Annotated in this window: 12 protein-coding genes and 1 pseudogene; 4 read left to right on the forward strand and 9 right to left on the reverse strand. The window is 59.9% G+C overall.

Going from position 1 to position 13,010, the window contains the following annotated elements; translation table 11 throughout:
• Positions 1-141: 141 nt before the first annotated feature.
• Positions 142-1,050, forward strand: a complete 909-nt coding sequence (locus Q1W70_RS15945) for a flagellar protein MotY (protein ID WP_166592968.1) — start codon at positions 142-144, stop codon at positions 1,048-1,050.
• 129 nt (positions 1,051-1,179) lie between these two features.
• Positions 1,180-2,397 (forward strand): argininosuccinate synthase, encoded by a 1,218-nt coding sequence (locus Q1W70_RS15950; protein ID WP_029295244.1) that lies wholly within the window; start codon positions 1,180-1,182, stop codon positions 2,395-2,397.
• A gap of 206 nt (positions 2,398-2,603) precedes the next feature.
• Here the strand turns inward: Q1W70_RS15950 and Q1W70_RS15955 are convergent, their stop codons facing one another.
• Entirely contained in the window at positions 2,604-3,311 is a 708-nt protein-coding gene (locus tag Q1W70_RS15955; RefSeq protein ID WP_166592969.1) for a hypothetical protein, read from the reverse strand.
• A gap of 537 nt (positions 3,312-3,848) precedes the next feature.
• Between Q1W70_RS15955 and Q1W70_RS15960 the strand changes: the two genes are divergently transcribed.
• Positions 3,849-4,475: a response regulator transcription factor gene (locus Q1W70_RS15960; RefSeq protein ID WP_166592970.1), complete on the forward strand. Its 627-nt coding sequence runs from the start codon at positions 3,849-3,851 to the stop codon at positions 4,473-4,475.
• A gap of 104 nt (positions 4,476-4,579) precedes the next feature.
• On the opposite strand, the gene Q1W70_RS15965 is transcribed toward Q1W70_RS15960, so the two are convergent.
• From Q1W70_RS15965 to metG, 8 genes and pseudogenes are all read right to left on the reverse strand, one after another.
• Positions 4,580-4,759, reverse strand: a complete 180-nt coding sequence (locus Q1W70_RS15965; RefSeq protein WP_166592971.1) for a PA3496 family putative envelope integrity protein — start codon at positions 4,757-4,759, stop codon at positions 4,580-4,582.
• 107 nt (positions 4,760-4,866) lie between these two features.
• Positions 4,867-5,505: an endonuclease III gene (gene nth, locus Q1W70_RS15970; protein WP_166592972.1), complete on the reverse strand. Its 639-nt coding sequence runs from the start codon at positions 5,503-5,505 to the stop codon at positions 4,867-4,869.
• A 25-nt stretch (positions 5,506-5,530) separates the two neighbouring features.
• Positions 5,531-6,082 (reverse strand): Rnf-Nqr domain containing protein, encoded by a 552-nt coding sequence (locus tag Q1W70_RS15975; RefSeq protein ID WP_166592973.1) that lies wholly within the window; start codon positions 6,080-6,082, stop codon positions 5,531-5,533.
• Positions 6,079-6,684 (reverse strand): RnfABCDGE type electron transport complex subunit G, encoded by a 606-nt coding sequence (locus tag Q1W70_RS15980; protein WP_166592974.1) that lies wholly within the window; start codon positions 6,682-6,684, stop codon positions 6,079-6,081. Before Q1W70_RS15980 ends, Q1W70_RS15975 begins: the two co-directional genes overlap by 4 nt.
• Entirely contained in the window at positions 6,681-7,667 is a 987-nt protein-coding gene (locus Q1W70_RS15985) for an RnfABCDGE type electron transport complex subunit D (protein ID WP_265536737.1), read from the reverse strand. The genes Q1W70_RS15980 and Q1W70_RS15985 overlap by 4 nt, the downstream gene beginning before the upstream one ends.
• Before the next feature lie 805 nt (positions 7,668-8,472).
• Positions 8,473-8,847 (reverse strand): annotated as a pseudogene (gene rsxB / locus Q1W70_RS27300) (electron transport complex subunit RsxB); the annotation flags it as partial.
• Between the two features lie 17 nt (positions 8,848-8,864).
• A complete protein-coding gene (locus Q1W70_RS15995) occupies positions 8,865-9,452 on the reverse strand; it encodes an Rnf-Nqr domain containing protein (protein ID WP_166592977.1) in 588 nt (195 codons plus the stop codon).
• Between the two features lie 119 nt (positions 9,453-9,571).
• Positions 9,572-11,623, reverse strand: a complete 2,052-nt coding sequence (metG, locus tag Q1W70_RS16000) for a methionine--tRNA ligase (RefSeq protein WP_166592978.1) — start codon at positions 11,621-11,623, stop codon at positions 9,572-9,574.
• 167 nt (positions 11,624-11,790) lie between these two features.
• Between metG and apbC the strand changes: the two genes are divergently transcribed.
• Positions 11,791-12,885 carry an iron-sulfur cluster carrier protein ApbC gene (gene apbC / locus Q1W70_RS16005; RefSeq protein ID WP_302097566.1) on the forward strand — a complete coding sequence of 365 codons (1,095 nt, stop codon included), beginning with the start codon at positions 11,791-11,793 and terminating at the stop codon, positions 12,883-12,885.
• Positions 12,886-13,010: the final 125 nt, after the last annotated feature.

A 13,010-nucleotide genomic window follows, 5' to 3' on the forward strand; every position in this document is an offset into this window, starting at 1 on the left:
GGTCAAACTCATGGGAATGCTACCGGAAAAGACTCTTGCAGGCACTCGCTATCAAGTTTTGTCGGACGTAACCGATATCACCAAGGTATGCCGTAAACATGTGTATCGGTCTTTTTGTTGCAGAAGTCAGTGGAGCCTCCCGTGCGCCAGCGTTATCTAGCCTTGCTCAGTGTGTTCGCCAGCCTTCCTGCCATGGCACTCACTTTCCAGACGCGCCTGGAGAGCACTGAGTGGAAGGTCGAGGGTGACAAGTTCGAATGCCGCCTGACCCAACCGATCACCGATTTCGGTACGGGCGAGTTCGTGCGGCGGGCGGGCGAGCAGGCCACCTTTCGCTTGAAAGCCTATAACCCGATGCTGACCGGTGGCTCGGCGACCTTGCTGGCGGCGGCGGCACCCTGGCAGCCCGGGCGTGGCGACATCAACCTGGGGTCGGTCAGGCTAGGCAGTGGCGAGGTGCTGTTCAACAGTTCGCAGATGCAGGCCGGTCGCCTGATCGGTGGCTTGCTGGAGGGCCGCAGTCCGTTGATCCGGCATTCCGCGCCTGACGGCCGGGTGTCGGAAGTGCGCTTGCTGCCCGTCAGTTTCAGCAAGTCCTACGCTGATTACCAGGGCTGCGTGGCCAAGTTGCTACCGATGAACTACGAGCAGGTGAAGCAGGCCGCGGTGGGTTTCCCAGGGGGCGGAATCGAACTCGATGCCCAGGCGAAAAGCCGCTTGCAGGCCATGCTGAGCTTCATGAAGGCTGATCCGACGGTCAATCACATTCAAATTGACGGCCATTCCGATAACAGCGGCAATCGCCTGACCAACCGTGACTTGTCGCGGCGCAGGGCCCTGGCCGTGATGGATTACCTCAAGGCCAACGGGGTCCAGGAGTCACAGGTGACCCTGCGTTTTCACGGTGAGCGATATCCCGTGGCCCCCAATAGCAGTGCCGCCAACCGGGCCAAAAACCGTCGAGTCAGCGTGCAACTCGAGCGACTCGAACCTGCGGCCGATCCTGCCCCTAAAGTCAGCTCTGCGGGCGGCGCGGCAGCGACTTCCTGATCCCGTCGAAATCGTCGCCCGTTCGACATAATCTGTCGCTTCGTCGTCATAAGCTGTCGCGCCTCTGTAATTTCTCCGCTCGCAGCGTTAGACTTATCGGCTTTCCGTAGAACCCCGTGGAGTGATGGCATGGCGGACGTAAACAAGGTCGTTCTGGCGTATTCCGGCGGCCTGGACACTTCGGTGATCCTCAAGTGGCTGCAGGATACTTATAACTGTGAAGTGGTGACATTCACCGCTGACCTGGGTCAAGGCGAAGAGGTCGAACCGGCTCGCGCCAAGGCACAAGCCATGGGCGTCAAAGAAATCTACATCGACGATCTGCGCGAAGAATTCGTGCGTGATTTCGTGTTCCCGATGTTCCGTGCCAATACCGTCTACGAAGGCGAGTACCTGCTGGGTACTTCCATCGCACGTCCGTTGATCGCCAAGCGCCTGATCGAAATCGCCAATGAAACCGGTGCTGACGCCATTTCCCACGGCGCCACCGGCAAAGGTAACGACCAGGTTCGTTTTGAGCTGGGGGCCTATGCCCTCAAGCCAGGGGTAAAAGTCATTGCTCCATGGCGTGAGTGGGACCTGCTGTCCCGCGAGAAGCTGATGGACTACGCCGAGAAGCACGCGATCCCGATCGAGCGCCACGGCAAGAAGAAATCCCCGTACTCGATGGACGCCAACCTGCTGCACATCTCCTATGAAGGCGGCGTGCTGGAAGATACCTGGACCGAGCACGAAGAAGACATGTGGAAATGGACCGTCTCCCCGGAGAACGCTCCAGACAAACCGCAGTACCTGGAACTGACCTACCGCAACGGCGACATCGTTGCACTGGACGGCGTCGAAATGACCCCGGCCACCGTGCTGGCGACCCTCAACCGTATCGGTGGCGAACACGGTATCGGTCGTCTCGACATCGTCGAGAACCGTTATGTGGGCATGAAGTCCCGTGGCTGCTACGAAACCCCAGGCGGCACCATCATGCTGCGCGCTCACCGGGCGATCGAATCGATCACCCTGGACCGCGAAGTGGCTCACCTCAAAGACGAGTTGATGCCCAAGTACGCCAGCCTGATCTACACCGGCTACTGGTGGAGTCCTGAGCGTCTGATGCTGCAACAGATGATCGATGCTTCTCAGGTACACGTGAATGGCGTGGTTCGCCTGAAGCTGTACAAGGGCAACGTGATCGTTACCGGTCGCAAGTCCGACGAGTCGTTGTTCGACGCCAATATCGCTACCTTCGAAGAAGATGGCGGCGCTTACAACCAGGCAGATGCAGCGGGCTTCATCAAGCTCAACGCCCTGCGTATGCGCATTGCTGCCAACAAGGGCCGCAAGTTGTTCTGATGCTGTTGCGCTGAGCAACCGTTGTGCGCCCGCTTGAGGCGGGTGCACAACGGGCGCGACGTATTCTGTGGGCCTTGATGGCCAAACGCTAATCTGTCACCCGGGCAGTAGCGCCGTTATCTGCAATTGCACCAGTTCCTCCCTCCTGTTGTTCCTGCCTCGTTGAAAAACCATCCAGCCGGTCTGTCACTGCATCAAGACGCCAATCAGTCTTGCGCAACAACAGTCATTGCCTGCGTGCTCACGTTATAGAACAAGCACACAGAATCCTGAGCATTGAGTGCTTTGACATCGGACTTCTTCAACTTTTCATTGAGCAGTGGCTCCGACTCCTGGCACGTCAGCAGCATTGTCAGTCTGGGTTGGCTAGGCCGGGGTTGATCGAGCTTCTCCATCAACTGACAGGTGTCCTTTTTCTTGCGGATCCACCGGGCATCGACAATACGTATGTAGTGCACCGAGACGGGCAGGGGCAACTGCTGTTGAGGGCACAGGTGGTTGATGAAGGTGATGCCAGGGGGCGGGTCCTGGGTGCTGGGAAGCAGGTAGTCAGGCTTGGTTTTTACCGCCCCAGGGCTCTTTCGCGGGTCTGTGCGTGCGGCGTTTAGCTTTTTTGCCTGGGCCGTGGCAGAAGCGGATTTTTTCTCGCCCCGCGTGGTGTCATCGATCACCTTCAAAAACTGCTTGCTCTTCTGGAAGTCCGAAGGTGCATACAGGGATTTATAGTTGAAGTTGAGGGTGATAAAAAACAGAAACAGCAGGTAGAAGGGGAAGCTGATTAAAAACCATATATATACTTCCCGGTCATCCTCATCGAGGAAGGGCAATGACACCGCAGCGGAAGTTTCGGACAGTGCTGCGAAGATCGCAATGATTGTCATGGGGTTGGCGATTTTTTTCTGGAATACTTTCATGCTGGTTACTCGATTGATATTTGAAGGGCTTTCGATGACGGTGTTAAGAGGCAGCCCGTCTATGTCGTGCCATAATTTCTGTGGGGAGCGTTGGGTGCAATAAAACTTAATGGGGTTCGTTGTTTAATGTTGTTGCTGGATGTCTTCTTAGTGTTGGTTGGTTTGAGTGTTTGTTGGTTTTTATGCCGTGGGGCGAAAATTTTGCCGAGATAAAGTCATTCATCAGGTGCTGTTCGCTAGGTTTGGGTTGTTGTTATTTGAATAGAGTCTGGCGAAAAAAAGACGCAGTTGTATCCTAAATATTAGTTCGATTTTCTCTCCTTGTCATGGGCGAAAATGCGTAATTAGTGCAGGGCGCATGGTGGTCTTAAACTTTAAGAGACATTGTTTTTTGTGAATTCCTGTAGGATTAATCCTTGATATTTGTAGGGACTGTCTCTCGGTGGGGGTGCTTGGCCCGGGCAGCATCCCAAGGTCGAAACGACTAGGCTATTGTGCGGGCTCTAAAAATTCGAACAGCGAAAATTGGACTTGCCCATGAATAAAGTGCTGATCGTGGATGATCACCCCGTCATTCGACTTGCTGTACGCATGCTAATGGAGCGTCATGGCTACGAAGTTATTGCTGAAACGGACAATGGCGTGGATGCATTGCAACTTGCCCGTGAACACATGCCGGATATCGTCATACTGGATATAGGCATTCCCAAACTGGATGGTCTGGAAGTCATTGCGCGTTTGAATTCGATGAGCTTTTCCGTGAAAGTACTGGTGCTGACCTCACAGACACCCGGGCATTTTTCGATGCGTTGCATGCAGGCGGGGGCATTTGGTTATGTCTGCAAACAGCAGGAACTCACCGAACTACTCAGCGCTATCAAGGCGGTGTTGTCCGGCTACAGTTACTTTCCGAATCAGGCATTGCACTCAGTCCGCTCGTCGCTGGGCAATAGCAGTGAGTCGGATATGGTAGAGCGCTTGTCCGGAAGAGAGATGATGGTGTTGCAGCAATTGGCCCGGGGCAAGACCAACAAGGAAATAGCCGATGGCATGTTTCTCAGCAATAAAACCGTCAGTACTTACAAAACTCGGCTTCTGCTCAAGCTGAACGCTCGCTCGCTGGTCGATCTGATTGAGCTGGCCCAGCGAAATGGCCTGGTCTGAAGTGCGAGGGTACAAGGCGGCTAGCCCTGCATTTCGCCAGTGGAGTTCTTTGGGGGGGTGGATCGCTAAATGACAAAAGCCTCCACGGTGGGAGGCTTCAGCGGTCAGAGGTCAAAGTCGTAATCGGCCAACTGCTTTTGCAGACGTCGCTCCTCGAGGAGATTATCGATGGTGCGACGCTTGTTCAGGTTGGTCTTTGCGACCTCCACCATAGGCTCTGCATCATCGGTCTCGACAGGGGCGAAGTCGTCTTCTACGTCCAGTTGTTCTTTGCCAGTACTCATAAGGTTAACTCCAGGCTAAGAGAGCCATTGGCGCCTCTTATATCGACAATCTCCTGGCGGGTAAAAAAGATTTTTTCAATCGATAAATCAATAAAACCAATAGCGCCTCAATCGTCGGAGGTTTTTTGCTTGAATTCGCACAGGTCTTCGATCCTGCAGCTGCCACACCGAGGCTTGCGTGCCAGGCACACATAACGGCCATGCAAGATTAACCAGTGGTGGGAGTCGAGGAGAAATGGCTTGGGCACAAATTTCATCAGCTTGTGTTCGACTTCGACGACATTCTTTCCAGGGGCAAGGCCGGTTCGGTTACTGACCCGGAAAATATGGGTGTCGACGGCCATGGTCAACTGCCGGAAGGCCGTGTTCAGTACCACATTCGCTGTCTTTCTGCCGACGCCTGGCAGCGCCTCAAGCGCTTCGCGGGTTTGCGGCACCTCACCGCCATGCAGCTCCACCAGCATGCGGCACGTCTCGATGACATTCTTCGCCTTGCTGTTGTACAGCCCGATCGTCTTGATGTACTCGGACAAACCCTCGACGCCGAGCGCATGAATCGCCGCCGCAGTGTTAGCCACCGGGAATAGCTTGGCCGTGGCTTTATTGACGCCGACGTCGGTGGATTGCGCAGAGAGGATCACCGCAATCAACAGTTCGAACGGCGATGAATAGGCCAGCTCGGTTTTCGGTTCTGGATTGTCTTCGTGGAACCTGCGGAAAATTTCCAGGCGTTTTGCGGCATTCATGGGCAGAGCAGTTCCTTGCAGGCGTTCAGGGTGTCGGAGAGCGGCCGAGCCAGGCTTGCCTGGCTGCCAGCAACAGTCCCAACAGGATAAACCCGCCGGGGGCGAGGATGGCCAGTCGTACGCTGCCGTCGGCAGCCAGCCATGGCAAATGCCAACTGATCGAGCCGTGCCCCAGCACTTCGCGTAGCAAGCCCAGGGCAATCATCAGGCTGACGAACAGGGCGCACAAACGCAATCGCTCGAGCAGGCGGGGCTCGGTGAAAAAACCATTGCACTCCAGTACCACGCATTGCAGGGCGATCAACCCGATGTAGAGGCCCAGGTGCTGATACAGCTCAAACGCCCAGGCCTGAGTCGCCAGCGCCACCAGGCTGGTCAGGGTGGCGGCTATCAACATTGCGGCAGGCAGATGCAAGGGCGCGCTGAGCCAGGCTCGCAACAGACGCATTTTCAACCCATACACAGCGATCACCAGCAGGCACATCAGCGCCAGGCTCAAGGCCGTCAGCAACGTGTCGCTGGCACCGATCAGTGGCGCCAGCATCAAGGCATTCTGCAGGGTCGAGGTCTTGTTCATTGCTCGCGGCCCATCAGTTGTGGCTGGTGTTCATCGAAGTAGCGCAGGGCATCGTGGGTCGCACTGATCACCGCTCGTGAGGTGATGGTCGCGCCGGCCAACTGGTCGAACTCGCCCTGGTCCTTTTTCAGGGCCCAGCCGCTGTCGCCCGGATCTCCCCGCGACTTGCCGATGAAACCCGCCAGCCAAGGGTTGGGGTGGGCGGCGATCCTGGCTCCCAGCCCCGGGGTTTCCCCTTGCTTGAGGGTTTTGATTCCCAGCAGTTTGCCCTGGCTATCGATCACCATCAGCAGGTCGATGGCGCCTTCATAGCCTGTGACCCGACTGAGCAAAATGATCGCTGTGGGCTTGGCGCCGAGGTTCGCCCGGTAGCCACCCAGCAGTGTGCTGTTGGCCAGGACCACGCCCTTGAGCGCCAGTGGCTGGTCCAGCGGCTGATTGTCGTAGCTGTCCGCCGGTAGCATGTCCAACAGGTTGCGGCTCTCGATCAGCCGCTGTTCGGCGTCAATGCGCGGCGCCAGGCCCTGTTGCACCAGGTAGATGGCGCCCGCACAGAAGATGGCGATGATCACCAGGCTCAGGACGCTGAGGCTGCGGTTCATGATGCCGGCTCCGGTTGCGCTGCACAGAGGCGCTCAAGGGCTGGCACGCAGAGGTTCATCAGCAGCACTGCAAACGCCACGCCGTCGGGGTACCCGCCCCAGGTTCGGATCAGGTACGTCAACAGGCCCACGCCGACCCCGAACAGCAGGCGCGCCTTGGGACTCTTGGCCCCGGACACCGGTTCGGTGACGATAAAAAAGGCGCCGAGCATGGTGGCACCGCTCAGCAGGTGAAACAGCGGCGAACCGTGGGAGTCGGACCCCGAGCCGTTCCAGCACAACAGGCTGATGACGAACAGGCTGCCGAGCATCCCCACCGGTGCGTGCCAGCTGAATACCCGCTGCTGCAACAGAAAGGCGCCGCCGGCGAGAAATGCCAGGCTCACCCACTCAATCCCCTTGCCACCCAACTGCCCAAACGCTGGGTTGGCGGCGAACAGTTCGTCGATGGTCAGGCTTTTATTGATTCGCAGGCTGTCCAGGGCCGTGGCCTGGGCCCAGGCGTCCGGTTGTGCGGATGCGCCGAAGCCGAAAATCTGCTGCAGGCCGCCCTGCAGGCTCAGTCCGTGGCTGGGCCAGTGGGTCATCTGTTGCGGGAAGCACACCAGCACCAGGGCGAAGCCGAGCATGGCCGGGTTGAACGGGTTTTTGCCCACGCCGCCGTACAGGTGTTTGCCGAACAGCATTGCCCCGGCTGCCGCGCTCACCGTCAACCACCAGGGGCAGTAGGCGGGCAGTGCCAGTGCCAGCAGGGTGGCGCTGACCAGAGCACTGCCGTCACTCAGGGCCGGCTTGAGCGGGTAGCCGCGCAGCCGCAGCACCGCGGCTTCTGCTGCCAGCGCGCTGGTACACGCCAAGAGCAGATTGAACAACACGCCCCAACCGCTAAACCACAGCAACAGCAGGATGCCCGGCACGGTGGCCAGCAGCACGCGCTGCATCGCCTGTTGCAGGCGATCGTCAACGGGTTCAAGGGGCGACATAGTCGCTCACCTGGCGCTCGGCCTCCTTGAGCCTGGTGCGCGCCTGGCTCAAGAGTTCTGCCGGTGCCTGCGCCTGTCGCTGCAGCTTGCTCACTTCGGCGCGGGCATAGGCCAGTTCAGTCTTGAGTTGTCGCAGCTGACTGTCGATCGGGCGTTTTTCCCGGCGCAGCAATTGCGGTGGCGGTTTGTCGCTGGCGTCCTCGGCGGCGTGCAAGGCTTGCTCAGCCAGTTCCAGCGCTGCGCCCAGGGCCGCCAGTTGCTCGGCAGGCGCAGCACTGGCCTGGGCTTTTTTCAGTTCGGCGCGGCGCATCGCCAGCTGGATTTTCGCCCGCTTGAGCTCAGCGTCATTGGCGGGGGGAGCCGGTTGCGGGGGATTGGCCGGGGCGCTGCTTTCAAGCTGTGCCAGGGCTTGTTCGGCCGCTTCGAACTGCTGTTGCAGCACGACCAGTTGAGCTTGCTGTTCGCTGGTCGGCGGATGGCCGAAGGCTTTCAGGGATTTGTGCAGTTGCGCGCGGCTCATCGCCACATCGATCTTGGCTTTTTTCAGGGCCGCATCGGCCGCTGCGGCTTTTTGCGCCTGCACGCGGGCGATGGCGTCCTGCACCGGGTTGGCACCCGTGATGGCCGGTTGTGCGGCTTTGGCGGCCCGTGCCGCGCGCTCGGCCAGCCGTTGCTGTTCTTCGCGCTCCAGCCGGGCATTGCGTTGTTCGAAGCGTTGGCGGGCATGCTCGCGTTTGATGCTGCGCGCTTGAAATTGCTCAGGCGTGAACGCCAGGCCGCCAACGATCGGCAGTACCTGGGCCGAGGGCAGGGGACGCATTTCAATGCAGTCGACCGGGCAGGGGGCTACGCACAAGTCACAGCCGGTGCATTCGTCGATGATCACCGTGTGCATCAGCTTGGCCGCGCCAACAATCGCGTCGATCGGACAGGCCTGGATGCACTTGGTGCAGCCGATGCATTCGGCTTCCCGGATATAGGCAACCTGTGGCGGCGCCGAGCCCCGGCTGACGTCCAGTTGCACGACCGGCAGCTTCAGCAGCTCGGCGAGTGCGGCGATGGTTTCGTCACCGCCCGGCGGGCACTTGTTGATCGCCTCGCCGCTGGCAATGCCTTGGGCATAGGGCTTGCACCCGGGGTGACCACACTTGCCGCATTGGGTCTGGGGCAGGAGGGCGTCGATGCGTTGAATCAGACTCATGTTTTGATCAGTCCACTGAATCCGAGAAATGCCACGGCGATCAATCCGGCGCTGATCAGATCGATCGGCAAGCCACGAAAGGCCATCGGCACATCGTTGTTGAGGGTGCGCTGGCGCAAGTCGCTGAACAGGCCGAGGACCAGCCAGAAGCCCAATCCGGCGCCCAGGCTCAGGGCCAGGTGCCAGGCCAGGCCCTGGTCGCTGTGCATGCCCATCAGGCTCAGGCCCAGCACGCCGGCATTGCCGAGCAGCAACGGCCAGAGCCCGGAGAACGGTAATTGCGGCAGGGCCCGTGTCAGCCCCCGCAGCAGCATTGAAATAGGCAGCACGCTCAAGGGTAACAACAGCAACAGGTACAGGGCCGTCAGCCCCAGCGGCACCAGCAGCCAATGGTAGGCGGCATAACCCAGGACACCGTTGAGCAGCATCAGGCAGGTGGTACTGATGCCCAGGGCGTGGACCTGGCGCCGTTCTGCCCGCGGGTCGCGAGCGGCTTGCAGCAAGGGATCGACGCCCAGCGGCCACTGCAACACGAAGTTGTTGATCAGGGCAGTGCTGATGAGTGTAAGCAGAAGGTCGGTCATGGCGTGCCGGGTCGAGGGAAAGGCCTGTACATGAAGATTAGGCAGTATCCGGCGGGGCAGATATGAAAATCCCACCGTCGCGGCGTTGCGTGACGGTGGGATCGGTCCAGCCAGGCGGATTACTTGATGCGCTGACCCGGCTTGGCGCCGCTGTCCGGGCTCAACAGGTAGATCTCTGCGCCGCCAGGACCGGCCGCCATGACCATGCCTTCGGAGATACCGAAGCGCATTTTACGTGGCTTGAGGTTGGCGATCATCATGGTCAGGCGACCTTCAAGCTTGGCCGGGTCCGGGTAGGCACTCTTGATGCCCGAGAACACGTTGCGTTGCTCATCACCGATGTCCAGGGTCAGGCGCAGCAGCTTGTCCGCGCCTTCCACGGCTTCGGCCTTGAGGATCAGGGCGACGCGCAGGTCGACGGCGGCAAAGGCGTCGAACTCGATCTCGGCCGACAGTGGGTCCTTGGCCAGCTCACCGTTGCCTTGTGGCGCCGCGCTGCCGGTGTCGGTCTGGCTGGCCGCGAGGTCTTCTTTCGAAGCGTCGGTCATGGCCTGGACCTTGACCGGGTCGATCCGGGTCATCAGTGGCTTGAACTCGTTCAACTGATGGTTGGCGAGCAAGGTCGCGTGGTCGTTCCAGGTCAGCGGTGCGACGTTGAGGAACGCCTCGGCGTCGGCGGCCAGCAGCGGCAGCACCGGCTTGAGGAAGATCACCAGTTGGCGGAACAGGTTGACGCCGGTGGCGCAGATCGCCTGGACTTCTTCCTGCTTGCCTTCCTGTTTGTTCAGCGACCACGGCGCCTTGTCGGCGATCCAGGCGTTGGCACGGTCGGCCAGGCCCATGATTTCGCGCATGGCGCGGGCGAAGTCGCGGGCTTCATAAGCGTCGGCGATGCTGGGCGCAGCGGCCAGGAAGGCCTCGGTCAGCTCCGGCGCGGCGTTGGTGTCGACCAGCACGCCGGCATTGCCTTTGTGGATGAAACCGGCGCAGCGGCTGGCAATGTTGACGACTTTGCCGACCAGGTCCGAGTTGACCTTCTGCACGAAGTCTTCCAGGTTCAGGTCCAGGTCGTCGACGCCACGGCCCAGCTTGGACGCGTAGTAGTAACGCAGGTACTCCGGCGACAGGTGGTCCAGGTAGGTGCGGGCCTTGATGAAGGTGCCGCGCGATTTCGACATTTTCTGGCCGTTGACGGTCAGGTAGCCGTGCACGTTGATCCCGGTCGGCTTGCGGTAGCCCGCGCCCTCGAGCATGGCTGGCCAGAACAGGGCGTGGAAGTTGACGATGTCCTTGCCGATGAAATGGTACAGCTCGGCGCTGGAGTCCTTGGCCCAGTACGCGTCGAAGTCCAGCTCGGGACGACGGGCACACAGGTTCTTGAAGCTCGCCATGTAGCCGATGGGGGCATCCAGCCAGACGTAGAAGTACTTGCCTGGCTCGTCCGGGATCTCGAAGCCGAAGTACGGTGCGTCGCGGGAGATGTCCCACTGTTGCAGGCCGACATCCAGCCATTCGGCGATCTTGTTCGCTACGGCGTCCTGCAGGGTGCCGCTGCGGGTCCAGGTCTGGAGCATCTGCTGGAAGTCCGGCAGCTTGAAGAAGAAGTGCTGGGAATCCTTGAGCACCGGGGTGGCGCCAGAGATTGCCGACTTCGGATCCTTCAGGTCGGTGGGCGCATAGGTGGCGCCGCATTTTTCGCAGTTGTCGCCGTACTGGTCTTCGGTGCCGCATTTCGGGCAGGTGCCCTTGATGAAGCGGTCGGCCAGGAACATTTGTTTTTCCGGGTCGAAATACTGAGTGATCGAACGTGTGGCAATGTGCCCGGCGTCACGCAGCTTGAGGTAGATCTGGCTCGACAGCTCACGGTTTTCTTCGGCGTGAGTGGAGTGGAAATTGTCGAAGTCCACCAGGAAGTCGGCAAAGTCGGCGCTGTGTTCGGCCTGGACGTTGGCGATCAGTTGTTCCGGGGTGATCCCCTCTTTTTCTGCCCGCAGCATGATGGCCGAACCGTGGGCGTCGTCCGCGCAGACGTAAGTGCATTGATGGCCGCGATGCTTCTGGAAGCGCACCCACATATCGGTCTGGATGTACTCAAGCATATGGCCAAGGTGGATTGAACCATTGGCATAGGGCAGGGCGCTGGTGACGAGGATCTTGCGTGGCTCGGACATGGGGCTCGGCTACTTGATGAAACGGAGGTCGGCCACTATAAAGCGCTGGCGCAGAATTTTCACCCCGTGTGGTTGTTTCCTCCGATGATTGAATAAGGGGGGCCGCGAAAAGATCAGAACAGGTAGGATAGTCGCCTGTTTTTCCAGACTTGTTATCGGAGTTGCCCATGAGCGCCGTCAATCGCGCAGCGGTGGAAGCCGTCCTTCGCCAGTACACCGACCCTTACCTGAACCAGGATCCGATCAGCGCCGGTTGCCTGCGCGGCATCGATATCCAGGGTGATCGCGTCAGCGTCCAGCTGGAACAGGGTTACGCCGCCGGCCTGTTCAAGAACGGCTGGGCGCAGATGCTGCAGATGGCGATCGAAGGCCTGGACGGCGTCGCGTCGGCCAAGGTCGAGATCACCACGCGCATTGTCGCGCACAAGGCCCAGGCGCAGATCCCGGGCCTGGCCAACGTCAAGAACGTGGTGGCAGTGGCCTCCGGCAAGGGCGGGGTGGGCAAGTCCACCACGGCCGCGAACCTGGCGCTGGCCCTGGCCCGTGAAGGCGCCCGGGTCGGGATTCTCGATGCCGATATCTACGGCCCGAGCCAAGGCATCATGTTCGGCATCGCCGAGGGCACCCGACCCAAGGTCAAGGACCAGAAATGGTTCGTACCGATCGAGTCCCATGGGGTCGAGGTGATGTCCATGGCATTCCTCACCGATGACAACACACCGATGGTCTGGCGCGGGCCGATGGTCTCCGGTGCCCTGTTGCAGTTGGTCACCCAGACGGCCTGGGGCGACCTGGACTACCTGGTGATCGACATGCCGCCAGGCACCGGCGACATTCAGCTGACCCTGGCGCAGAAAGTCCCGGTGGCCGGCGCGGTCATCGTTACCACCCCGCAAGACCTGGCATTGCTGGACGCGCGCAAGGGCGTGGAAATGTTCCGCAAGGTCAACATTCCGGTGCTGGGCGTGGTGGAAAACATGGCCGTGCACATCTGCTCCAACTGCGGCCATGCCGAGCATCTGTTCGGTGAGGGGGGCGGCGTGAAGCTGGCCAACCAATATGGCGTCGAGCTGCTGGCCTCGTTGCCGCTGGCGATGGCCATCCGCGAACAGGCTGACGGTGGCAAGCCAACGGTCATCGCCGAGCCGGACAGCCCGATCGCCCTGGTTTACCAGGAACTGGCGCGCCATGTCGGTGCGCGGATCGTCTTGCAGGAAGCCGCGTCCCCGGCGATGCCGAACATCACCATCAGCGACGATTGATTTCCAATAGCTGACACTGCCCCTGTAGGAGCGTGCTTGCTCGCGATGACGGAATAACATATCAACAGATACGTTGACTGAACCACCGCTATCGCGAGCAAGCGGAGCGCCGCCCGGCTCGCTCC

Origin of the sequence: Pseudomonas kielensis (genome assembly GCF_030505375.1) — a bacterium.
GTDB classification, from domain to species: domain Bacteria; phylum Pseudomonadota; class Gammaproteobacteria; order Pseudomonadales; family Pseudomonadaceae; genus Aquipseudomonas; species Aquipseudomonas kielensis.